The 22,701-nt window shown below is 63.6% G+C and carries 22 protein-coding genes; 11 read left to right on the top strand and 11 right to left on the bottom strand.

Annotation, left to right across the window (positions count from 1 at the left end; translation table 11 throughout):
• The first annotated feature begins 49 nt into the window (after positions 1-49).
• Genes ACFVSI_RS17055 through ACFVSI_RS17045 form a run of 3 tightly spaced genes read left to right on the top strand, consistent with a single transcriptional unit; the run spans position 50 to position 3,155 of the window.
• A complete protein-coding gene (locus ACFVSI_RS17055; protein ID WP_387826157.1) occupies positions 50-1,234 on the top strand; it encodes a diguanylate cyclase in 1,185 nt (394 codons plus the stop codon).
• Positions 1,231-1,734 carry a hypothetical protein gene (locus ACFVSI_RS17050; RefSeq protein WP_387826154.1) on the top strand — a complete coding sequence of 168 codons (504 nt, stop codon included), beginning with the start codon at positions 1,231-1,233 and terminating at the stop codon, positions 1,732-1,734. Before ACFVSI_RS17055 ends, ACFVSI_RS17050 begins: the two co-directional genes overlap by 4 nt.
• Complete coding sequence (locus ACFVSI_RS17045; RefSeq protein WP_387826151.1) at positions 1,731-3,155, top strand: putative bifunctional diguanylate cyclase/phosphodiesterase; 1,425 nt, start codon at positions 1,731-1,733, stop codon at positions 3,153-3,155. The genes ACFVSI_RS17050 and ACFVSI_RS17045 overlap by 4 nt, the downstream gene beginning before the upstream one ends.
• Positions 3,156-3,232: 77 nt before the next feature.
• On the opposite strand, the gene purL is transcribed toward ACFVSI_RS17045, so the two are convergent.
• From purL to purS, 3 genes are read right to left on the bottom strand one after another with little or no spacing between them, the layout of a single operon-like run.
• Positions 3,233-5,542, bottom strand: a complete 2,310-nt coding sequence (purL, locus tag ACFVSI_RS17040; protein WP_262277171.1) for a phosphoribosylformylglycinamidine synthase subunit PurL — start codon at positions 5,540-5,542, stop codon at positions 3,233-3,235.
• On the bottom strand, positions 5,539-6,321 hold the full coding sequence (gene purQ, locus ACFVSI_RS17035) for a phosphoribosylformylglycinamidine synthase subunit PurQ (RefSeq protein WP_387826148.1): 783 nt from the start codon (positions 6,319-6,321) through the stop codon (positions 5,539-5,541). The genes purL and purQ overlap by 4 nt, the downstream gene beginning before the upstream one ends.
• Before the next feature lies 1 nt (position 6,322).
• Entirely contained in the window at positions 6,323-6,574 is a 252-nt protein-coding gene (gene purS, locus ACFVSI_RS17030; RefSeq protein ID WP_011773385.1) for a phosphoribosylformylglycinamidine synthase subunit PurS, read from the bottom strand.
• Between the two features lie 326 nt (positions 6,575-6,900).
• On the opposite strand from purS, the gene ACFVSI_RS17025 reads away from it, so the two are divergent.
• Both ACFVSI_RS17025 and ACFVSI_RS17020 read left to right on the top strand, forming a co-directional pair.
• Entirely contained in the window at positions 6,901-7,083 is a 183-nt protein-coding gene (locus ACFVSI_RS17025; RefSeq protein ID WP_144661421.1) for a hypothetical protein, read from the top strand.
• 146 nt (positions 7,084-7,229) lie between these two features.
• Positions 7,230-7,520 carry a DUF1540 domain-containing protein gene (locus tag ACFVSI_RS17020; protein WP_144661422.1) on the top strand — a complete coding sequence of 97 codons (291 nt, stop codon included), beginning with the start codon at positions 7,230-7,232 and terminating at the stop codon, positions 7,518-7,520.
• Positions 7,521-7,602: 82 nt separating this feature from the next.
• Here ACFVSI_RS17020 and ACFVSI_RS17015 read toward each other — a convergent pair whose 3' ends face one another.
• Positions 7,603-8,550, bottom strand: coding sequence for an NAD(P)-dependent oxidoreductase (locus ACFVSI_RS17015; RefSeq protein ID WP_387826145.1), 948 nt, complete (start codon positions 8,548-8,550; stop codon positions 7,603-7,605).
• 179 nt (positions 8,551-8,729) lie between these two features.
• Here ACFVSI_RS17015 and ACFVSI_RS17010 point away from each other — a divergent pair, with 179 nt between their 5' ends.
• Positions 8,730-11,675: an exo-alpha-sialidase gene (locus tag ACFVSI_RS17010; protein ID WP_387826142.1), complete on the top strand. Its 2,946-nt coding sequence runs from the start codon at positions 8,730-8,732 to the stop codon at positions 11,673-11,675.
• A gap of 357 nt (positions 11,676-12,032) precedes the next feature.
• Positions 12,033-15,119, top strand: coding sequence for a S8 family serine peptidase (locus ACFVSI_RS17005; RefSeq protein WP_387826188.1), 3,087 nt, complete (start codon positions 12,033-12,035; stop codon positions 15,117-15,119).
• Positions 15,120-15,198: 79 nt separating this feature from the next.
• On the opposite strand, the gene ACFVSI_RS17000 is transcribed toward ACFVSI_RS17005, so the two are convergent.
• From ACFVSI_RS17000 to ACFVSI_RS16985, 4 genes are read right to left on the bottom strand one after another with little or no spacing between them, the layout of a single operon-like run.
• Complete coding sequence (locus tag ACFVSI_RS17000; RefSeq protein WP_387826139.1) at positions 15,199-15,588, bottom strand: serine protease inhibitor; 390 nt, start codon at positions 15,586-15,588, stop codon at positions 15,199-15,201.
• 29 nt (positions 15,589-15,617) lie between these two features.
• Positions 15,618-16,556 (bottom strand): 3-methyladenine DNA glycosylase, encoded by a 939-nt coding sequence (locus tag ACFVSI_RS16995; RefSeq protein ID WP_387826136.1) that lies wholly within the window; start codon positions 16,554-16,556, stop codon positions 15,618-15,620.
• A complete protein-coding gene (locus tag ACFVSI_RS16990; RefSeq protein WP_387826133.1) occupies positions 16,543-17,049 on the bottom strand; it encodes an SSI family serine proteinase inhibitor in 507 nt (168 codons plus the stop codon). The genes ACFVSI_RS16995 and ACFVSI_RS16990 overlap by 14 nt, the downstream gene beginning before the upstream one ends.
• A gap of 24 nt (positions 17,050-17,073) precedes the next feature.
• Positions 17,074-17,547, bottom strand: coding sequence for a MarR family winged helix-turn-helix transcriptional regulator (locus ACFVSI_RS16985; protein WP_387826130.1), 474 nt, complete (start codon positions 17,545-17,547; stop codon positions 17,074-17,076).
• Between the two features lie 122 nt (positions 17,548-17,669).
• Here ACFVSI_RS16985 and ACFVSI_RS16980 point away from each other — a divergent pair, with 122 nt between their 5' ends.
• The 3 genes from ACFVSI_RS16980 (at position 17,670) to ACFVSI_RS16970 (ending at position 18,775) form a co-directional block, all read left to right on the top strand.
• Positions 17,670-17,894, top strand: coding sequence for a hypothetical protein (locus tag ACFVSI_RS16980; RefSeq protein WP_387826127.1), 225 nt, complete (start codon positions 17,670-17,672; stop codon positions 17,892-17,894).
• A 212-nt stretch (positions 17,895-18,106) separates the two neighbouring features.
• Positions 18,107-18,337, top strand: coding sequence for a hypothetical protein (locus ACFVSI_RS16975; protein WP_387826125.1), 231 nt, complete (start codon positions 18,107-18,109; stop codon positions 18,335-18,337).
• A 78-nt stretch (positions 18,338-18,415) separates the two neighbouring features.
• Positions 18,416-18,775 carry a lipopolysaccharide assembly LapA domain-containing protein gene (locus ACFVSI_RS16970; RefSeq protein ID WP_387826122.1) on the top strand — a complete coding sequence of 120 codons (360 nt, stop codon included), beginning with the start codon at positions 18,416-18,418 and terminating at the stop codon, positions 18,773-18,775.
• A 107-nt stretch (positions 18,776-18,882) separates the two neighbouring features.
• Here the strand turns inward: ACFVSI_RS16970 and ACFVSI_RS16965 are convergent, their stop codons facing one another.
• From ACFVSI_RS16965 to ACFVSI_RS16955, 3 genes are all read right to left on the bottom strand, one after another.
• Complete coding sequence (locus ACFVSI_RS16965) at positions 18,883-19,182, bottom strand: DUF4193 domain-containing protein (protein ID WP_018778105.1); 300 nt, start codon at positions 19,180-19,182, stop codon at positions 18,883-18,885.
• Between the two features lie 315 nt (positions 19,183-19,497).
• Positions 19,498-20,844: an aspartate kinase gene (locus ACFVSI_RS16960; RefSeq protein ID WP_144661433.1), complete on the bottom strand. Its 1,347-nt coding sequence runs from the start codon at positions 20,842-20,844 to the stop codon at positions 19,498-19,500.
• Between the two features lie 161 nt (positions 20,845-21,005).
• A complete protein-coding gene (locus ACFVSI_RS16955; protein WP_387826118.1) occupies positions 21,006-21,530 on the bottom strand; it encodes a DUF427 domain-containing protein in 525 nt (174 codons plus the stop codon).
• A gap of 89 nt (positions 21,531-21,619) precedes the next feature.
• Here ACFVSI_RS16955 and ACFVSI_RS16950 point away from each other — a divergent pair, with 89 nt between their 5' ends.
• The gene (locus ACFVSI_RS16950) at positions 21,620-22,699 is read left to right on the top strand and encodes a hypothetical protein (protein WP_387826116.1); all 1,080 of its coding nucleotides are present in this window, start codon (positions 21,620-21,622) and stop codon (positions 22,697-22,699) included.
• Positions 22,700-22,701: the final 2 nt, after the last annotated feature.

Here is a 22,701-nt window from a genome sequence, read left to right as displayed (position 1 = left end):
AACCAGCGCCACACTGATTCCAAAGCCGACGGATGACCAGCTGAGGGGGTTGGACACGGTGCTCGATTCGTTTTCGGTAAGAGTCGCCCTGGGCGTGGTCACTGTGACTCTCTTGGTGTTGTTCTGCACCTCCTTCCGCCGCACCCGCTCGCCTTATGCCGGATGGTGGAGCCTGGCTCTGCTGGAGTTCATGGCCGGCAACGCAGCCTTCCTGCTCAACGGGACTCCCCACCAGCAATGGGCGAATCCCGCCGGAAACGTCCTGGTGGTGGCCGGAGCCTTCAGTGTCTGGGCCGGGGCCCGTTCCTTGCGGGACCTCAAGACAGCGCGTTGGCAGTTGGCTGCCGCTCCGGCCCTTACGGCAGTGGCTTCCGTCCTTGAGAACCCTGCCACCAACGTCTGGTCCGGCGGCTTCGTGTACCTGGCGATGATGACCACGGGCATTGCCCTGGCTGCGCGGGACCTTTGGCTGATCAAGGCTTCGCACTCGCAAGTCCACAAGGCGTTGTCACTCGCTGCGGGTCTGCTCGCCGTCTATTACCTGGGCCGCTGGGCCGTCTATGCGGTGGAAGGGCCGGACAGCGTGACCTTCCGGACCTACTTTGGCCCGGGACCCTCAGGCTTGGTTTCCTTGGTGTTGCTGGTGACGGTGTCGTTCAGCATGACCGCCCTGACCAGCGACCAGCTCATCAAGGGATTGAAGGAGCGGGCTGACCGGGACCACCTGACAGGCCTGCTCAACCGGGGCACCTTCCTCGAGCTGGCCACCACCGAACTCAACCGGTTGCACTCCACAGGATCCGGCGCTGCAGTGGTGCTGGCTGATCTTGACCACTTCAAGGCGGTCAATGACGAATACGGGCATGGTGCGGGGGACGAAGCGTTGAAAGCCTTCGCCGGAGCCTGCGCCGAATCGGTCAGGTCCACGGACCTCATTGGACGGTACGGCGGAGAGGAATTCATCCTTTTCCTGCCGGGAGCCACCCAGGACCGTGCCGAGAGCATCGCCGTCGAAATCAGCCGCCGGATCGCGGGCATGCGCACGCCGGAGGGTGTCCGGTTCCCCACCATCAGCTACGGGGTGACATCCAGCATCTCTTCGGGAGCCGATCTGAACTTCATGATTGAGGTAGCTGACGCAGCGCTTTATAGTGCCAAGGCACAGGGTCGAAACAGGATTGTAGGAGCCGACCGCCTCGAGGCGGCCACTATTGCGGATGAGGCACGATCATGACCGTTAACGAACTGACCACCAGGATCCAGGTCCAGCACAACCAGGAATTGTCCGTGTTCAGGCGGGACATCACCAGTGCCCCCTACAAAGCCGGAACGGCCACCGCCTTGAATGCGGACCGGCGCTCGGTGCGGATGGGGCCGGTCCAGTCCGTGGAGGATGGGAACGCCAATCTGACCATCGTGGCTGATGTCGAAGGACTGGCCTGGTTCACGGCGGACAAAGGCCTCCTGGGCAGCTGCATCACGCTTTCCATCGCCGGCCACCGCCGCAACACCGGCACGCGCGTCCACCTTCCTTTGGCGGAATGTGATGCCTGGATCGAGGCGATCTTCGGCGGATCGTGGATCACCCACGTGTACCGTATGGGGACCATGGCAAAGCCCGACGGCCGGCTGGACATCGCCTCCTACCGCTTGTTCCTGGACGAGCACCGCAACCCCGTTTCCAAGCCCCAGTCCGTGGCGGACATGTCGCTGCGCAGCCTGGATGAATCGTGACCAGCACCATGCCGCGCAGGCTGGTCTCCACTGATGACGACCCACGAATACAACGCCTGGAGCGCCAGGTCCAGGCGCTCCTGGAGGAACTGCACCACGTCCGGAACGAACAGCGCCACGATGCCCTCACCGACTCCCTGACGGGCGCGGGAAACCGGCTCGCCTTGGCGCGTGCCTTCATGGAAGCTACCGACGCCGCAGCCAGAGGCACTGCCCCGCCCGCACTGATCCTCTTGAACCTGGACGGCTTCACGGCCTTGAAGAACTCGGCGGGCCACGCGGCAGCGGACCAGGTTCTGGTCACCGTCGCCATGCGCATCCGGTCGGCAGTCCGGGAGAACGACGTCGTCACCCGCCTGGGTGGCGACGATTTCGCTGTTTTGATGCCCGCCACCCCGCAAGCCCGGGCCACCGCCGTCGGGAACCGCATCATGGCCGCGCTGGAACCGAACATCGACCTCGGCAACAACAGTGTCCAGTGCGCCGCCAGCATGGGCCTGCGCATCGCGGAGCCGCACCATACCCTTGAGGACTTGCTCCAGGAGGCCGGCTTCGCCTTGGAGGAGTCCAAGAGCGAGGGCAGAAACAAGCTCAAATTGTTTGATCCCGTGACCTTGCACTTCCGCCAACTCCAGCGCCAGATCGTGGGCGACCTCCGGGAAGGGATCCGTTCCGGGCAGTTGGTCCTTTACTATCAGCCGATCGTAGACCTTGACACCGGGAAGATTGAGGGCTGCGAAGCCTTGGTCCGATGGGACCATCCCGTCCATGGTTTGATCATGCCGGACCAGTTCATTCCGGTTGCCGAGGCTACCGGGCTGATCGCGGAGTTGGGCAGGTGGGTCCTGCGCACGGCGATGCGCCAGCTCCGTCAGTGGCGTGACAATCCGGCCATGCAGCAGCCGGTCTTTTCCATGCGCATCAATGTCTCCGCCGCGGACCTGCAAAGCCTCGAATTCGTTGATGACGTGCGCGATGTGCTCATGGAAGAAGGACTGTCCCCGGATTCACTGGTGCTGGAGCTGACCGAAAGCGCCATCATCCGGAACAACGAACTTGACCGTTACACCCTGAGGAGCCTGCACAGGCTGGGGGTAGGCCTTGAGATCGACGACTTCGGCGCAGGGTATTCCTCGATGGGCTATCTTCGGAAACTGCCGGTGGACAGGGTGAAGGTGGATCGGCAGTTCGTGAAGGACCTGGCGAATGACCCGTCGCAGCTGGAGTTCCTGGCGGCGATACAGCAGGTCATCCGTTCGTGCGGGCTCGAGGGTGTCTGGGAAGGCATCGAGACAGCCCAGGAAGCAGAGTTGCTCAGGAGCATCGGCTGCACCAGCGGACAAGGCTATTACTTCGGCAGGCCGGTGCCGGGGCCGGAGTTCACCGGGCTGTTGGAAACCAACCGGAACTGGCCCGCTTAAACAAGCAACGCGGGGTCACTTATGGCCCATCCCAGAGGGATTTACCGGCCATAAGTGACCCCGCGTTGCTTCAGGAGCTAGCCGAAGTACTTCGGCAGGGTTGCTTCGTGGGCTTCGCGGAGGGCGTCCAGCGAGAGCTCGTCCACGCCGTTGATCTCCAGCTTTCCACCGGCAGCGTCAACAACGCCGATCCGGAGGTGGGCGAAGCCGCGGGCGGTGCACATGTCCTTGAAGCGGACTTCCTCGGAGCGCGGCACGGACACGATGGCCCGGGCCTGGGATTCGGAGAACAGCGCCGTGAACAGGTCCACGCCGTCGCGCTCCATGAGTTCCTCAAGGGCGATGCGGGCGCCGACGCCGTAACGGAGCGAGGACTCGACCAAGGCAGCCGCGAGGCCACCTTCGGAGAGGTCGTGCGCTGCGTCAACCATTCCGTCGCGTGAAGCGTTGATCAGGATCTGGCCCAGTTCACGCTCCGCTGCGAGGTCGACCTTCGGCGGCAGGCCGCCGAGGTGTCCGCGCAGGTTGGACCACTCCGAGCCGTCCAGCTCAGCTGCCGTGGTACCGAGCAGGTAGATGGCCTGGCCATCTTCGCGCCAGCCCGACGGCGTACGGCGGGCGACGTCGTCGAGCTTGCCCAGGACTGCCACAACGGGGGAGGGGTGGATCGGCGTGGTGCCGGTCTGGTTGTACAGGGAAACGTTGCCGCCTGTGACCGGGATGCCGAGTTCCATGCAGGCGTCCGAGAGGCCACGGATGGCCTCGGCCAGCTGCCACATGACATCCGGGTCCTCGGGGGAGCCGAAGTTCAGGCAGTCGCTGACGGCCATCGGCACAGCGCCGGAGGTGGCGACGTTGCGGTAGGCCTCGGCCAGGGCAAGCTGTGCACCCTGGTACGGCTCGAGGTAGGTGTAGCGACCGTTGGCGTCGGTGGCCAGGGCAACACCCAGGCCGGTTTCTTCGTCAACGCGCACCACGCCGGCGTCGTCCGGGAACGCCATGGCAGTGTTGCCGCCAACGTAGCGGTCGTACTGCTTGGTGATCCAGGACTTGCTGCACATGTTCGGCGATGCGACGAGTTCGGTCACGGCTGCTGCCAGCTCGGACGGAGCCGACGGGCGGCCTGCGTCCTCGACGGAACCAGTGAAGGAGTTCGCCTGGACCGAGTCCTGCCACTCCGGGCGGGCGAACGGACGGTCGTAGACCGGGCCGTCGTGCGCTACGGTGCGGGGGTCGACGTCGACAATTACTTCGCCTTCCCAGGTGATGATGAGGCGACCGGTATCGGTGACTTCACCCAACCAGGAGTACTCAACGGCCCACTTGTCCATGACGGCTTCGAAGGCTTCGATGTTCTCCGGGGTGACCACGGCCATCATGCGTTCCTGCGACTCGGACATGAGGATTTCGCCCGGGGTCAGCGTGGGGTCGCGCAGCAGCACGGAGGTCAGCTCAACCTGCATGCCGCCGTCGCCGTTGGAAGCGAGCTCGGACGTGGCGCAGGAGATGCCTGCCGCGCCGAGGTCCTGGATGCCTTCAACCAAAGAGCCCTTAAAGAGCTCCAGGCAGCATTCGATGAGGACCTTTTCAGCGAAGGGGTCGCCCACCTGGACTGCAGGGCGCTTGGAGGGCTTGGTGTCATCGAAGGACTCCGACGCCAGCACCGAAGCGCCGCCGATTCCATCGCCACCGGTGCGGGCACCGAACAGCACAACCTTGTTGCCCTTGCCGGAGGCGTTGGCGAGGCGGATGTCCTCGTGGCGCATGACGCCCACGGCCAGCGCGTTCACCAACGGGTTGCCCTGGTAGACGGAGTCGAAGACCATTTCGCCGCCGATGTTCGGCAGGCCGAGGCAGTTGCCGTAACCACCGATACCGGCAACGGCACCGTGCATGACACGTGCAGTGTCCGGGTGGTCGATGGCGCCGAAGCGCAGCGGGTCCATCACGGCAACAGGGCGGGCGCCCATGGAAATGATGTCGCGGACGATGCCGCCGATGCCGGTCGCCGCACCTTGGTAAGGCTCAACGAACGACGGCGAGTTGTGGGACTCGATCTTGAACGTCACGGCCCAGCCGTCGCCCAGGTTCGTCACACCGGCGTTTTCGCCGATGCCCACCAGCATGTCCTTCTTCATTTCCTCGGTGACCTTCTCGCCGAACTGGCGGAGGTGGTTCTTGGAGGACTTGTAGGAGCAGTGCTCGCTCCACATGACCGAGTACATGGCCAGTTCGGCACCGGTGGGGCGGCGGCCAAGGACCTTGACGATCTCGTCGAATTCGTTCTGCTTCAAGCCCAGCTCGGCCCAGGGAAGTTCCGTGTCCGGGGTCTTGGCAGCGTGCTCAACGGTGTCGATGTTGAACTTCTTGGTGGTTTCCGTGGTCACTTGTCGCCTCCCACAATCTTGGTCAAAACGGAGGTGAAGAAACCGAGGCCGTCGGTGTCGCGGGGAGCGCCGGCGGAGCCGGACAAGCCGGCTTCGGGACCGAAGCCGGCTTCAACAGCGTGTTCGGGGTGCGGCATGAGGCCCACGACGTTGCCGGCGGCGTTGGAGATACCGGCGATGTCGCGGCGGGAGCCGTTCGGGTTGAAGCCCACGTAGCGGAACACCACGCGGCCCTCAGCCTCAAGGGCATCCAGGGTCTTCTCGTCGGCGATGTACTGGCCGTCCTGGTTCTTCAGCGGCACGATGATTTCCTGGCCATCGGCGTAGTCCACGGTCCAGGCGGTGTTGGCGTTTTCCACGCGCAGCGTCTGGTCGCGGCAGATGAACTTCAGGTGGTCGTTCTTGATCATGGAACCGGGCAGCAGGTGCGACTCGGTCAGGATCTGGAAGCCGTTGCAGATGCCCAGGACAGGCAGCTTGGCGTCGGAGTTGGCGGCATCGATGATCTTGGACATCAGCGGTGCGAAGCGTGAGATGGCGCCTGCGCGGAGGTAGTCGCCGTAGGAGAAACCACCGGGGATGATGACAGCGTCAACGTCGCCGAGGTTTTCGTCCGCGTGCCAGAGCGACACCGCCGTGCCACCGGCAAGACGCACTGCACGTGCGGCGTCGCGGTCGTCAAGGGTGCCGGGGAAGGTGACGACGCCGATCTTGGCGCCTGCCAATCGGGGCTCCGCGGCGACGGCCACGGCTTCGCCAATCAGGGGGATGGAAGTCATATCAGGCCTCAACGACCTCGACGTTGACGACATCCTCGATCACCGGGTTGGACAGGAGGGTCTCGGCTGCTTCGCGGGCCTGGGCCAGGATAGCGTCGGTCACCTCGCCGTCGACGGTCAGTTCGAAGCGCTTGCCCTGGCGGACTGCGCTGAAGCTGTTGAAGCCGAGGCGGGGCAGTGCACCCACGATGGCCTTCCCCTGGGGGTCCAGAATCTCGGGCTTGGGCATGACGTCAACGACGATCCGGGGCATCCGGTAACTCCTGTGCGTGAGTTGGGTGAACCTTAAATAAGGCTGCCGCGGAGGTGCCGTCTCACGCCGTTCAGCCGCGTTCAAACATCGTGGTCAACACAGGGTTGACCGCGGTTGTGAACAGCATTGTTTGAACGGCATGAGGGCGCTCCGCGAGCTTGCACAACCATTCTACCGGGAGCTGCGCTCATACCCTATTCAGCATGATTCTGCGAGGACACCCCGCCGTCGCGCCGGAAATTGGGACATTTTGAATGCCCGACGGCGGCCCTTGGGGGCGGCTGTCGGCGCTGGCCGCGCCGGGCTCGCGTCACTAGGATTGGCCCATGGCTGAGAAACCGAAATCGATGGTGCTGGGAGTCGTGGCCGCTGCCGTTTTTGCGGGCTTGGGCCGCATGGTGATCCAAAAGATCAAGGCTGACCTGGCTGCCCGCGATCACCGGGTCACTGCCCCCTTGGATGCGGAGACGCGGGCGAAAATCAGCGAGGCCCTGCGCGGGCCCCGATAAGCACTGCCCAGCCCCCTACGGAGCCTGGGAATAGCGCACGTACAAATGCGCTATTCCAACCGGTTAAACACCGTGAATCCGGCGTATTTTGGAGTTACATGCGGGGGTTCACCCCCCTGGTAAGACAAAGACAACCAGGAGGAACGATGACCGATCACATTGCAGAAGTATCCGCCTGCAGCGTTGGCAGCTGCGGATTCAACCACGATGGCTGTACAGCTTTTGGGATCACCATTGGCGGCACCCAGGACCATGCTTCCTGCGCAACGTTCATTGACACCAATGCCATGGGCGGACTTCCCAAGGTCCTGGCCCACGTCGGCGCCTGCCAGCGGTCCGAATGCGTCCACAACAACAACCTTATGTGCGAAGCCCATGATGTCAGGGTTGGGCCGGGCCGCGAAGCCGCTGACTGCCTGACCTACGAGCACGCCTGATTCCTTTCCACTACCCGAAAAGCGGGCCCGCCCTCTGTGGAGGACAGGCCCGCTTTTCTGTGGCTGCAGCCCCCGGGGAATCTCAGCCGGCCACTTGGTTGGTCAGCACCTTTCCTTCCTTCAGCGCATTGACGTTGGCCGTGACCAACGGACCTGCACCCTTGGGCCGGTTGCCCGCAACGTGGGGCGTGATGATCAGGTTCGGGGCGGTCCACAGCTCCGAATCGGCGGGGAGTGGTTCCACCTTGGTCACGTCCAACGCGGCAGCGCGCAACCGTCCCTCCCGCAACGCGGCAAGCAGCGCGTCCTCGTTCACAGTGGCGCCGCGGCCCACATTGACGAACACCGCGCTCGCCGGGAGCTGACGCAGAACCTCTTCATTGAGGGCGTCGGCGGTTTCCGGGGTTGCGGGCAGGATCGAAATCAGCACATCTGTGGATCCCAGGACGTCGTGGAACTCATCTGCCGCCACCACCGGGAAGCCGTAGCGTTCACCCTTGGAGCTTGCGACGCCGGTGACCTTCGCTCCCAGCGCGGCCAGCAGGGGAGCCAGCCGCCCCGCGATGGAACCGAATCCCCAGATGGTGACCTTGGCGCCGTCGAGCGTGTAGAGCTGTTCGGAAGCGGGATCGGACTGGGCTGTGTTGTACGGCTGGTTCCAGGTGGCGGCTTTCTGGGATTCCAGGAGGACGTCCAGACGCCGGACAGCTGCCAAAACCAAGGCGAGGGCATGTTCCGCCACGGGTCCGTCGTGAAGCGAGCGGCCCGAGGTGATGGCCACGGACTCGGCGAACCCGGCGGCCAGGACGGAGTCCGGTCCTGCCGCGAGAGTTTGGACCAACCGCAGGGAGGGCATCTCCTTGGCGGCGTCAGTGAGGTTCTCCGTGGTGTTGCGCCAGACCACCAGCACTTCGGCGTCGCGGTGCGCGCTGGGGATGGGCTGGTCCACCTGGTACACCACGATGTCCTCTCCTGAAGCGTCGAGGCTGGCGAGATCGAGGTCGATGGTGTCCGGGACGAGGATTTTCACTGCGGCTCCATAGGTTCGAGGCGGTTTTGGCTCTTTCCCGAGGCTACAGCTTTGCCGAGGCCTGAGCTCTCCCGCGCTTCATCCCTGGCAATGTGACGCCGAGCACCTTATGGTTGTAGGACGTTCGACGTAGCACGTAACACGAACGTCCTGCTTGTATCCGAGAAAGGACACTGGATTTGAGATCCTCATCCCCCGCACCGCTCGCCCGCTTGGTAGTGGCCGGAGCCCTTGGCGTTGGCCTGCTGGCCGGGCTGGGACTGCCTGCGACCGCCGCACCCCTTCCGCCCACCGACCCGGCGGCCCCACCCGGGTCTTTCACCGAGGCCAACATCGCAGCGGACCGCACCGCTGCCAACTTCTTCTACCGGATCCCCGCACTGACTTACCTGGGCAACAACGTGGTCCTTGCCGCCTGGGACGGACGTCCCGGCTCGGCCGCCGATGCGCCCAACCCGAACTCGATCGTGCAGCGGCGCAGCACCGACGGCGGCCAGACGTGGGGACCGGTGCAGGTCATCGCCGCCGGCCATGTGGGAGACGCAAGTGGCCCAAAATACGGCTACAGTGACCCTTCCTATATCTACGATGCGGAGGCGAACAAGGTGTTCGCATTCTTCGTCTACTCCAAGGACCAGGGCTTCGGCGGCAGTCAGTTCGGCAATGACGACGCCGACCGGACGGTGATCTCTTCCGCGGTCATCGAGTCCTCGGATGGCGGAGTCACCTGGGGTCAGCCCCGGCTCATTACCAACGTCACCAAGCCCGGCAACAGCAAGAGCAGCCCGGTAGCAGGGGATGTCCGTTCCAACTTCGCTTCCTCCGGCGAAGGTATCCAGCTCAAGTACGGCCCCTACAAAGGACGCCTGATCCAGCAGTACGCCGGTGACGTCCGCCAGGCCGACGGCAGCAACAAGATCCAGGCGTACAGCGTCTACTCGGATGATCATGGCGTGACGTGGAAAAAGGGTGCCAACGTCGGTGACCGGATGGACGAGAACAAGACCGTGGAACTCTCCGACGGCCGGGTGCTCCTGAACTCCCGCGACAACGCCAACCAGGGTTACCGCAAGGTGGCCGTCTCCACCGACGGCGGAGCCACCTATGGCCCTGTCGCGCAGGACACGGAGCTTCCGGATCCTGCCAACAATGGCTCAATCGCGCGGATGTTCCCGAATGCGGCGCAGGGTTCGGCGGATGCGAAGAAGCTCATTTTCACCAACGCCAATTCCAAGACCGGCCGCGAGAACGTCTCGGCCCGCGTGTCATGCGATGACGGTGCCACGTGGCCCGGTGTGCGGACCATCCGCTCCGGTTTCTCCGCCTACTCCACTGTGACCCGCCTTGAGGACGGCAAGTTCGGCGTTCTTTACGAAGGCAACTACACGGACAATATGCCCTTCGCAAAGTTTGACGACGCCTGGCTGAACTACGCCTGTGCGCCGCTGTCCGTCCCCGCGGTCACCACTGCGCCGGGGGCTACCCAGCAAGTTGCCATCACCGTCACCAACCAGGAAGCCACCACGCTCAGCGGCGGCAACGCGACCATCTACACGCCCACAGGTTGGTCAGCCACTTCAGTGCCTGTTCCTTCCCTGGCTCCAGGCGCCTCGGTCACCGTCAATGTGGCCCTGACTGCGCCCGCGAATGCCAGCGGCCCGCAGAACCTGAACGCAGCATTCACGACGACGGACGGCCGGGTTTCGCAGTACACCTTCACCGCCACGGTGCCGGTGGCGCCGCAGGTGGGCCTCACCATCACGGGAACGGCCCCCACCCGCGACGTTGTGGCCAGCCCTTACCAGGTGGGCGAGCAGCTCAGCTATTCGCTGAACGTCAAGAGCACCTCCAATGTCACGGCCAACTCGGTGCCACTTTCCGGGACGTTCGACTCCGGCTTCCTGCCGCCGTCGGCCCCCAACTGCCGTTACAACAACCTCGCCGCCGGTGCCAGCTACAACTGCACCACCGCCAAGCACGCGATCACGGCAGCGGACCTCGAGCGTGGCTACTTCGTCCCGGAGGCGAGCTTCAGCATCACCTCAAGCACGACGCCGTCACTCACCAAAACAGTGCCGTTCACAGGCGCTGCGGTCGCCTTGCGCGACGGATTGGTGACGACTGACATCAGCGGGGCGCGGGCCGACGTCGGACGTGACCTCGCAACCCAGCCCTATGCGGCAGGCGACGTTGTCCCGTACACCTTCACTGTCAAGAACACGAGCCCGCTCACGGAGAAAGTAGTTCCTGCGGCCGGCAACTTCAGCCCGTTCCTGCCTGAAGGCCCGGGCAACTGCCGCTACCTCTCCCTGGCGGCCGGGCAGAGTTACCAGTGCACGACACCTCGGCACACCGTCACAGCACAGGAGGCCGCGCAGGGCTTCTTTGTTCCGGCCACGACCTGGGAGGTCAGTTCCCCGGGTCAGAGCACCAAGACGTACCAGCTCAACGGGGGCGAGGTGGACCTCAAGGTCCGGGACGCCGCGCTTTCTGCAACAGTCTCCGCCGAGTGGAAGGACGCGGACGGCGACCGCTTCGCCAGCGTCGGCGACCCCGTGACATACACCTACACCGTGGGAAATGCGGGCAACGTGGACCTGAGTGGGGTTGAAGCTCCCGCCGCCGGGATCTCGCTTGCTTCCCTGGCTGCCGGTGAAAGTGTGACCGCGACGCGTGAGCAGCTCTTGACTGCGGCGGATATAGCTGCCGGTTCCCTGGCCGCCGTGACGTTCGAGGCCTCCTCCCGCAACGGTTCCCTGGACGCTGTGGCCGCGGCGACGGGGGACCCCCTCGAGTTGAAAGTCCAGCCCACCCGGCCGTCGGGTGAACCGCAGCGGACGGTGCAGGACTTCGATGGCCAGACGGCTCCGTTCGACCTGGGGACCGCGGACAAATACCGTACCGGCCAGAAGGTGGTGCTGAGGGGGCTCGAATATGGGGATTGGTATTACGTGTACCTGAACAAGACGGGGTACCGGCTCGGCTGGATCTTCCCCACCACGGACAACACCGTGGAGTTCATCCTTCCTGCTGATGTGAAGAACGGCCGCGATGACGTCGTGGTCCTGGACAGAGGGGGTAAGCAGGTTTCCTTTGACCGCCTGCAGGTGACGCCCAAGGGCTGACATTTGCCTGCATGAACCTGTTGATCGCCACTGCAACGGACCGCGGGCTTCCCCGCGGTCCGTTGCTGCTTTCTGTGACGGCGCGCTGGGGCGTGACAAGACAAATTAATCAAAATGTGCTTTATGTCATATTCGGCTCTCACTAGATACTCTATGACTCGGCTGGTTGCGCGTCTTTGACAAGAACTGTCAAAGGTTCAACCATCTGAAAGTTGACAGGCCTTGGCGATGGAGCCTGGGCCTCCTCAGTGAAAGGTGCAACCACTCGTGAAATCACAAGGAAAGAGCTTCGTCAGAAGCGGGGGACTCCGGAAGGCCGCGGCGCTCGCCGTCGGCTTGCCGTTGCTTCTCTCGTCCATGGCGACGCCGGCCCAGGCCGCCCCAGCCCCGGCGGCGCCTGGAAACGTTGCAGGCGTGGCCAAGAAGAACCTTGACCCCGGCTCGTACAAGGACGGCCGCTACATGGTGGTCCTCGCCGAAAAGCCTGCGGCAACCTACGACGGCGGTACGGCGGGTCTTGCGCCTACCAAACCGGAAGAAGGCAAAAAGCTCGACGCTGACAGCGCCGAGGTGAAGCAATACCAGCAGCACCTGCAAAAGAAGCAGCAGGAAGTCGCGCAGCAGGAAAACGTCACCATCAAGCGCGAGTTCACCACCGCCGTCAACGGTTTCAGTGCCAACCTCACAGCAGACCAGGCCATCAACCTGGCCAAGGATCCCAAGGTCCTGATGGTCGCGCCCGACACCCAATACGCGCCGGACTACTCCACCACCGACTTCTTGAAGCTCAGCGGCCCCAACGGCACCTGGGCCACACAGTATGGTGGTCAGGAAAACGCCGGCAAGGGCACCGTCGTAGGCGTCATCGACACCGGTTACACGCCCTCGAACCCGTTCTTCGCCGGCGAGCCCGTCGGCCCGCTCGTGGGCAACCCCCAGGTGGGCGTCCCCTACCGCACCGCTGATGGCAAGATCGCCATGCTTAAGGCCGACGGCGACACTTTCGTCGGCGAATGCCAGCCCGGCACCGGAACAGGCGCCGACTACGACGGCAGTGCCTGCAACTCCAAGGTCCTGAGCACGCACTACTTTGCCGATGCCTTCCTGGAGACTGTCCCGCCGGCAAACCGTGCCCCGGAGGAAGTCATTTCCCCCGTTGACGTGGACAGCCACGGCACGCACACCGCCAGCACGGCGGCCGGCAACGGCAACGTCGACGCCGTTGTGGACGGCCGAAGCTTCGGAACCACCAGCGGCATCGCACCGGCCGCGAAGCTCTCCATCTACAAGGTTTGCTGGGAAGATACGGATCCTTCAACAGGTGGCTGCTACGGCTCTGCCTCCGTGGATGCGATCGAGCAGGCCATCCTGGACGGCGTGGACGTACTGAACTACTCCATCTCCGGCTCCACCACCTCCACCACCGACCCTGTGTCGCTGGCGTTCCTGTCCGCGGCTTCCGCAGGTATCTTCGTGGCCACCTCGGCCGGCAACTCCGGACCCACCGCCAGCACCGTCAACCACGGCGCTCCCTGGCTGACCACTGTTGCCGCTACGTCGTTCTCCCAGGAACTCCAGGGCACGGTGGAATTCTCCGATGGCAGCAAATTCCGCGGAGCGTCCATCATGAACCGCGAGGTAAGCGGGGCCGGCGTCGTGCTGTCCACCAACGCTGCCAGCGGCACCGGCAACGCAGCCCTCTGCGCCCCCGGCTCCCTGGACCCGGCCAAGGTGGCCGGCAAGGTTGTGGTGTGTGACCGCGGAGTCGTTGACCGCACTGCCAAGAGCGCCGAAGTCCTGCGCGGCGGTGGCGTCGGCATGATCCTGGTGAACCTGACCGACTCTTCGCTGGACACGGACAAGCACGCTGTTCCCACCGTCCACGTGAACCCGCCCGCAACCCAGACCATCAAGGACAAGGTCACGGCCAACCCGGCCATCACCGTTTCCCTGGTCAACCGCGACACCACCGGTTTGCCGCTGGAAGCACAGCCGCAGATCGCCGGGTTCTCCTCGCGCGGGCCGTTGCTTGCCACCGACTCCGACCTGTTGAAGCCGGATGTCTCAGCACCTGGTGTGGCTATTCTTGCCGGGGTTTCCCCGATCGGAACCGGTGGAGACAACTTCGGCTTCCTCTCCGGAACCTCCATGGCTTCACCGCACGTGGCCGGATTCGGCGCACTGATCCTGTCCAAGAACCCGCAGTGGTCCCCGGCCACGGTCAAGTCCGCGATGATGACCACCGCCGGCCCCGTCAAGCTGGCCAACGGAACCGTCAACAAGGATGTCTTCGCTACTGGCGCCGGACAGGTGGACCCCGCAAAGGTTCTCAACCCGGGCCTGGTCTACGACGCCACCACCGAGGATTACCTGAAGTTCATCCAGGGCACCGGAATGGACCTGGGCATGGAAGGGCTCGGCACCACAGCTGCGCGCGACATGAACGTTCCTTCCTTCGCACTGGGCAACTTGGCCGGAAAGATCGAGGTAACCCGTACCCTGACGGCACTGACCGCCGGCACGTACAGGGCCTCCGTTGACGTTCCCGGCGTCAACGTCAAGGTGACGCCGTCCGTCCTGACCTTTGGCGCTCCCGGTGAGAAAAAGACCTTCAAGGTCCAGTTCGAGAACAAGAACGCCGAACTCGGCAAGTTCGCCATGGGCTCGTTGAGCTGGCAGGGTGCCAACAAGACCGTCACCTCGCCGATCGCCGTCCGTCCCCAGTCCGTGATCGCGGACAAGGCACTGGCGTTCACTGGCACCGGTCCCAACGGATCGGGCACCATCAACATCACTTCCGGCACCAACCTGCCGGTGGGTGTGACCATTGACGGGCTGTCCAAGGCTGATTCTTCAGCCATCGAACTGGTCCCGGGCCCGTTTGCCGGTGAGACGAACGCGTCCAACTACGTGAAGAAGGTAACCGTGGGCGAGGGCAGCGCCCTTGCCAAATTCTCGGTGATCTCCTCCGATGAGGCTGCCGACTTTGACATGTTGGTCCTGACGCCCTCAGGCCAGCAGCTTCCGGCCGCAACAGCCTCGGCCAGCGAAACACTGTCCGTACCCAACCCGGCACCGGGCGATTACTACGTCTTCGCCAACCTCTACGCCAGCCCCAACAACCAGGCCACCAAGGCCACTGTTGATGCTGCCGTTCTGGGTGCCAACCAGGGCAACGCCAGTGTGACGCCGAATCCGATCCGCCTGCCCAACGGCAAGACGGGCCAGATCTCGCTGAACTGGAAGAACCTTGAACCCGGTTCCTACATCGGACGCCTGACCTTCGCGGGCACCAGCGAGCCGAGCTTCGTCACGGTCCTGGTCAACCCCGGTGGAGCGGTAGTGGTCCCGGACGAGGAGGACCCCAAGAAGGACAAGAAGGACAAGAAGCCGAAGGGCAAGATCCGCGCTGACGAGCCGACGCAGAGCAACAACGCCGGCTAGTCACCCGCACTAACAACGCGGGGTCACTTATGGCCCGTTCGGGCACCCGTTATGGGCCATAAGTGACCCCGCGTTGCGTTTAGACGGCGCCCGTCGAGCCTCCCGTGTTGCCCAGCAGTGCCGATACGGCCTTCCAGCGCGCAATCTCGCAGCCGTCGGTCCTGCTGAAGTGGCTGTGCACCTTGCGCCCACGGAACCAACCTGTCACTTCGGCCACCTGGGGCCCGCCGTACTGCTGGGTGCAGATCCGGTCCAACCGTGGTTCCGGGAAGAAGATCTCTTCCCCGAACTGCTCGACGGCGGCAAGCGCCGCAGGCGCGTCCGGCAGGTTCGAGTCCAGGGACTCCGGGTCCGGCGAGAGGACACCACCAACGGACCGGAGGTGGAAGACCCTGCTGTCACCGTCAGGCGACTCTGTCAGCCTGACGGTGAGGTCGACGTCGTACTCGGTGGTGTTCTGGGAAACCATGGTGACCTTTCGCTGGTGGCGTCGGGTGCTCAGGCAGCCAGGCCGCTCAGCTCGTCCAAGAGCGGGCCTACTGCCTGGAGCACGCGGGCCCGCAGCTCTTGGGAGTCGGCTGCGAAAGCCCGCTGGTATTCAACGTACTCGGCCTTGCCCTGTGGTGTCTCGATCCTGATGGGCGGGTAGCCCCATTCTTCGAGGTCGTAGGGCGAAGCCCGCATGTCCATGGCACGGATCCTCCACGACAATTCGAAGCAATCCATCACCAGCTCACTGGGCAACGCCGGAGCCAGCTTGTAGGCCCACTTGTAAAGGTCCATGTTGGCATGCAGGCATCCTGGCTGTTCCATGGTCCGCTGGTTTTCGCGGGTGGGCGTGAGCTCGTTCAGGGGAACGGCGTCGGGAGTGTAAAAGCGGAAGGCGTCGAAGTGCGAGCAACGGATGCGGTTCTCTTCCACCACGGTGTCCGTGCCATCCCCGCCGAGCCGCAGCTTCAGGTATTCGTGGCGCAGCTCGAACTTCTCCTGCCGGTACACCATCGCCCACTCATGCAGCCCGAAGCATCCGAACTGCGCAGGGCGCTTTGCCGTGCCGGACAGGATGATCCCTGCGAAGCGGACTGCTTCGGCGCGATCGGCCAGGAAGCCGGCCCGGTCGAAGGTAACCGCAGGCGTGCCCGCAGGCAGCCCGATGGAGGCGAGTTCGCCGTCGTCGAGCATGTTGTAGAACTTCCAGCCACTGCGTTCCATGGCCTGTGGGCCACTGAGGACCACACCATCCCCGGGGTGCCAGCGCAGCAACTGCCCTGGCTTCTGGGTGTAGTACGTGAAGAGGAAGTCCTCGACCGGATGCTTCTTACCTGCCGAACGCCGGGCAAGGTACGGGTCCGAGTACTGCGCGACCCGCGCCTGGTGGGCAGCCTCCAGCCCAAGCCATTGCTCTGGGGGGAGGTGCCGCAGCCTAGAGCCCGCCATCGGATCCGAGGACGGCCTTGGCAGCGTCCCACATGCCGATTTGGCAGCCATCAGTGCGGTTGAAGGCAGCGGTAACTTCCTTGCCGTCCACCGAGCCGGTCACCTTGGCAGTTGCGGGGCCGCCGTACTGCATGGTGCAGGCCCGGTCGGTGCGCGGGGGAGCAGGGCTCAGCATGGCGGGGTTGCTCTTGATCGCCGTGCAGGCCTCGGCAGGGGATGGGTGCTTGCTCTCTGCAGCGGGGACGCCTCCGCTGCAGACCAGCGTGAAGTTCTGGGGCGATGCCTCGGGGGTTTCCAGGAGCGTGATGGACAGTTGGGCATCTCCTCGACCGGCTGCGGCGGACGGGCTGCTGGTGGTCGGGTTGCTGGAAGCGGACGACGACGGCGATTGGCTGGAGCTGCCCGGGGAGCCTGGTGTGGGGGTGCCCGAGCATGCGGCGAGGCCGGCGACAGCAAGAACTGCCAGTAGGGGTCGGACAAATCGCAGGCGCATGGAATCTCCTAGGTTGCTCCCATTTTACGTGGCTCTGGTGGAGGCGCGCTGAGTGGCGGCAATCAGACCTGTCATTGCCTGGTGGAGTTCGGCGACTTCTTCGCGCGTGAGCTGCAGGCGATCACGGATTTCACCAGGTACTTCGGTGGCCTTGGCGCGGAGTGCCGCTCCCTTGTCCGTGAGTGTGATGGCCAGTGCGCGCTCGTTGCCCGCGACGCGCTCGCGGGTAATGAGCTGGGCCTCTTCCAGTCGTTTCAACAGGGGCGAGAGGGTGGCGGGATCGTGGAGGAGGCTGTCGCTGATGTCCTTCAGCGTCCGGGGGCTGCGCTCCCACAAGGCAAGCATCACCAAGTACTGGGGATGGGTCAGTCCAAGTTTCTCGAGGACTGGTTTGTAGACACCCACGACGCTCCGCGAGGCAACTGTGAGGGCAAAGCAGAGTTGGCGTTCCAACAGGAGGTCATCGGTTTCCTGGGTGGTTTCGCTGACGGTTGTCATTTGCTTCCTCCTGCTCGTTGCACTGACGAGGTTACACGTTGGACTCCGTGGATTAGTTAGTGCACTAATTATTAGCGTACTATGAAGGTATTGAACCGTCGAACACCGAGGAGTCGATCAGCGTGGCAAAGGAATCCTTCACCCGGAAATTCATGCGCGCAACGGGGAAGTTCCGCGTCATTTTTGGACCGGCGCACAGCAGCTCCCTCGATCACGAAATGACAGAGGCAAACCGGAAGCTGCTCGCCCAGCGCCAGGCTGAAACCCGGCAATGGGAAACGGTCCGCCGCCCCGACGGCAGCACGTACGTGGTTCCCCGGAACCCCGACGACAAGTCCCTGCGCTAAGCCCGGCCCCCGCCGTCGAGATTGATCCGGCCCCCGCCGTCGAGTTGGCATTTGATGACAGTCCTGCGGGCCCGGATTGTCATTAAATGCCAACTCGGCGGTGCCTTGGTCTGGAGCCTTTTTGGGTCCTCCGGCGTAAAATTGCCTCACTGAACGGTGCGCATCACGCCTGCCGCTTTTTCGCTCTCCGGCAAGAAGGGAGGTGGAAGAACATGGGACGCAAGTTGGATAGCTTCCAGCATGTGACCGAGCGGTTGCAATTCGTCTTTGGGCCGGCAACCCACGGCGATACGGATGCTCCGGTGGTGCACAAGCATGACGATTTCGAAACCGCTTCTGAGGAAGACCTGAAGAATTTTGACATCGAGACCGATTCCGAGGGCCATCACTACGCAGTCCGGAACAATGATCCCGGCGCAACATCCACTGACTACTCCGTATGAGCACCCCCTGTTGCGGCAATGATCAGCATGCTTATTATGTGAGTGCAGTTTATAGCCGCAGCTGAAGGGGGCAGTCATATGAGTTTCCACGATGATGCCGCAAGAATGCCGGTTGGCCCAGACCGCGAACAGCGCGGGGCGCCACCGCCCCTTGCTTCAAGCACCAGGCCGACTCGGACGGCTGCGCTGTGGGTGGCGGTTGCCGTGGGCCTGGTGGTTCTGGTGATGCTGATCATTTTCTTCGTCCAGAACCAGGACATGACCACCGTCCGCTTCTTCGGACTGGAGGGGACACTGGCGCTGGGCACCACGCTGTTTATCGCAGCTGTGGGTGGCGGAGTCCTGGTAGCCCTTGCCGGCGGCGCGAGGATCCTCCAGTTGAGGATCGCCAACCATCGACGCCAGAAAACCATCGTCGGGCCAGGAGCGCGACCATAGGATACTTAACTGCGGAAGGACCGGAGCATGGCTCCGGTCCTTCCGCAATTTAATCCCGACGGCGGCACTCCCTGACGACGTTCAGTCCGCCGGGGTGGTGGGTCGTCTTAGCCTTCGCAGTCGGTGCAGTAGGCGACGCCATCTTTTTCGCGCGCAATCTGCGAGCGGTGGCGGACCAGGAAGCACGAGTTACAGGTGAACTCGTCGTTTGCCTGCGGGATGACCTGAATAACCAGTTCCTCGGCGACGATTTCGCCGCCGGGGCCGTTGGCGTCAAGGCCGTCGGTTTCGTCCAGTTCCAGCACGACGCTCTTGGCCGTGGGGGCGCTGGCAGATTGAAGAGCCTGGAGGGACTGCTCCTGGTTCTCTTTTACATCGGTACGGAGTTCGTCGTAATCGGCTGCCACTTTTTAAATGCCTCTTCGTGTTAGGGGGTTACCGGGTATGCAACGTACAGCATGCCATGAAAATTCCATACCATACCCCAGTTCTACAGCTTGTGGCGAAAACCACGTCGGTGACGCCCCAAAAAGCCGTCAACCGTGCCATTTCACCCCTGTATTAACGCAGATCAACGTCCAAAGACTGTAATTCGTTCACCGAGGGCGGAAGGACCCGGGATGGGGCATTGCGGGATTCAGCCGCAGAAGTCCCCGACCCAAGGCGGGACGGGGACTTCTGAGATGGTGAACCTCGACGGCGGTGGCCGTCGCCAAAGTGCTTTAGCGGCCGGTGCCGCCGTAGACGGTTGCCTCGGCTTCGCCGTCGAGCTCGAACGCATTGTGGATGGCGCGTACGGCGTCATCCAGGGCGTCAGCGCTGGTGACGACTGAGATACGGATCTCCGAGGTGGAGATCATGTCGATGTTGATGCCGGCGTCGGAGAGGGCCTTGAAGAAGGTGGCCGAGACGCCCGGGTGTGAACGCATGCCTGCGCCGATGAGGGAGAGCTTGCCGACGTGTTCGTTGTACTCAATGCTCTCGAAACCGATCTGCCCCTCAGCGGCTCGGAGGGCTGCCAGGGCGTCGGCGCCTTCGACGATGGGGAGGGTGAACGAAATATCCGTGCGGCCTGTGCCGTGGGTGGACACGTTCTGGACGATCATGTCGATGTTCGAGTGGGCATCGGCGATCACCTGGAAGATCGCGGCAGCCTTGCCGGGGATATCCGGGACGCCCACAACGGTGACCTTGGCTTCGGACCGGTCGTGTGCAACGCCGGAGATGATTGGCTGCTCCAAGGCAACTCCCTCTTGAATCGTGAACTTTTCGTCGGCGCCCGGGATGACCCAGGTGCCTTCCTTGTGACTGAATGAAGAACGGACGTGCAGCGGCACACCGAAGCGGCGCGCGTACTCCACGCACCGGAGGTGGAGGATCTTGGCGCCGGAAGCGGCCAGTTCCAGCATTTCCTCGCTGGAAATGCGGTCGATTTTTTGGGCCGAGGACACCACACGGGGGTCGGCAGTGTAGATGCCGTCAACGTCCGTGTAGATTTCGCAGACATCCGCTTCCAGGGCTGCGGCCAATGCGACGGCGGTGGTATCTGAACCGCCGCGGCCCAACGTGGTGATTTCGTTGGTGCTGCGGCTCATGCCCTGGAAACCCGCGACGATGGCGATGTGACCCTTGTCCAGGGCCGTGCGGATGCGGTGGGGATCGACGTCGATGATTCGCGCCTTGCCATGGATGCCGTCGGTAATCATGCCGGCCTGGGAGCCCGTGAACGACTGTGCCGAGGCGCCGAACTTGTTGATGGCCATGGCGAGCAATGCCATGGAAATCCGCTCACCGGCGGACAGCAACATGTCCATCTCGCGGGCAGGCGCGGAGTCCGTGACCTGTCCGGCCAGGTCCAGGAGTTCATCAGTAGTGTCGCCCATTGCTGAGACAACCACCACAACCTCGTTGCCGGCCTTCTGCGCATCCACGACGCGCTGTGCGACCCGCTTGATGCCATCAGCATCGGCAACCGAGGAGCCGCCGAACTTTTGAACGATCAGCTGCTTGGTAATGGCTGCCCCGCCTGCGAGCTCGTCGATCTTCACTTCGGTAGTGGGCATAGTCATGCGCGCACCCTCACTGCATCAATAGGGTTCGAACGCGGCATGCTGAATTCCAAATTGGAGCACGCCTGCGTAGCTTATTTGCCCAGTTTATCGCCGGGCGCAGCACTGACAGGAATTGTGACCACATAGCGGCCGGAGCATTCCCTGCACGCCCGGCGCCGTCACCAACCGGAGGTAGCCGGTCCGCCCTTGAACGGTCCCACAATCCGCTCCGTAATCCACCCGCCGTAGAAGCCGCCTTGCTGGAAAGTCACCTGCTCGCCGTCGACCTGGCACGAATCCATATGCGCGGGATAAAGGGCTACCCGGCCACGGAGAGTTTCGAACCCCTGCGCCGGATGGGGGTAAGTCCAGCCTCCACGCGGAACAACGACGCCGCCGCTCACGACGTCGAAGTAGCTTGCCTCGCCCTTGAATTCGCAGAAAGTCGTGCCGTCGGTAGGGAACAGAACGCCTGTCGGGAAGGCCTCAATGGGCAGGTAATACACGGGCGGGTGACTGGTCTCCAGAACACGCACGGAGTCGGTGGTATCCACCATCACCTGACCGCCAAGCCGGACCACAATCCTTTCCGAAGTTGGTTCGACCTTCGGCGGGCGTGGGTAATCCCACACGGATTCCTGCCCGGGCTTGGGCTTTATGGGCCGGGGGCGCTTGGTACCGGGGAACCCGGGGAGAGGGGCCATGTGACCATGGTCCCACCTTCTTTCCGGAAACGGATGTTGGTACTGGCGCTCCCGGCGTACCATCCACCTCATGAGGTCTGCGAGTGGCGATGGTCCGCGTTCCTGATCACCCGGGGCCCGATTCCGGCCGGGATGAGGCCGCCTATGAGGTCATCGGAGGTGGGCTGGTAGACGATCAGCCTCATGTAGCGTCCCGCGACGACGGCTCGGATCCGATGCAGGACACCCCATTCGCGGAGGCAGTCCGGGCTGCCTGGTGGGAAGCCGAAAAGTCCTTCACGTCGTGGTTGTTTTGGTTCTCGTGCTGCTTGGGCGTTGCGTTTTCGTGGGGAGGGGCGGCGCTCCTGTTCGCTTCGGCGCAGCTGAATGGCTGGGTTAGGGACGAGCTGCCCACGGCCACGTTCGTCGTCACCGCACTCCTATTGGCTTTCGCGGCCGCGGTACTGGGAGTCAGCTGGGGATTCCGCCATGTTCCTGGAAGCTTTCCAGTGGCGCTTCTGGCAGGGGCCATGCGGGGATGCGCCTTGGCTGCACCGGCCGCGCTGGTCCTGATCGTGGTGGGCAGCAGTGTCGGTGGGCCGCTCGCGCTGGCGGCTGCCGCCGTCGTCGTGATTGTCCTTGAAGTGGCGCTGTTCGGGCTCCTGGGTGCCGGTACGCGCGCCTGCTTCGCGGCGAAGGCCCCCGGCGTTGCCCTGGCTGCAGTGCTGGTGGCCTTCTTCTGCGTGGGAAATGTGGTGCTCACCGTCCTGTTGCTGCCTGGGACGTCGGACGTGGCCAGCGCTTCAGTTCCTGTGAACATGCAGCGCGATGACGCCGGGAGGGTCACTTCCTATGAGTGCGTTGGCGATCTCCACCCGGTGGAGGTGGCACATACGGACAGGGTTGCCTGGCTGGCTGCTTCCAATCCGGCGTTGTTGCTGGGCAGTGTCGGGGCAGGATTCGTTCCGCCTGACAACGATGTCGCGTGGGTGCTGTCGGGGCTGCAGTTCGCCGTCGACGGGCCCGCCGCGGAGATCCCTTGTCTCAACGGCGCGGCAAGTGACGGGCTGCCACCGCCCATGCCCGTGGCCCTGATGGGGTTTGCAATGCAGGCTGGCGTGGCTGTCCTGGTTGCGCTCCTCGGGCGCTGGTTGATGTCCCGTAGAGCGGCTGCCAAGCCCGCCGCTTGAAG

The sequence above is a fragment of the Paenarthrobacter sp. NPDC057981 genome, assembly GCF_042886835.1.
In the GTDB taxonomy this organism is placed as follows: domain Bacteria; phylum Actinomycetota; class Actinomycetes; order Actinomycetales; family Micrococcaceae; genus Arthrobacter.
The sequence above is the reverse complement of the archived record's forward strand: the minus strand, read 5'-3'. Positions and strand labels throughout refer to the sequence as shown.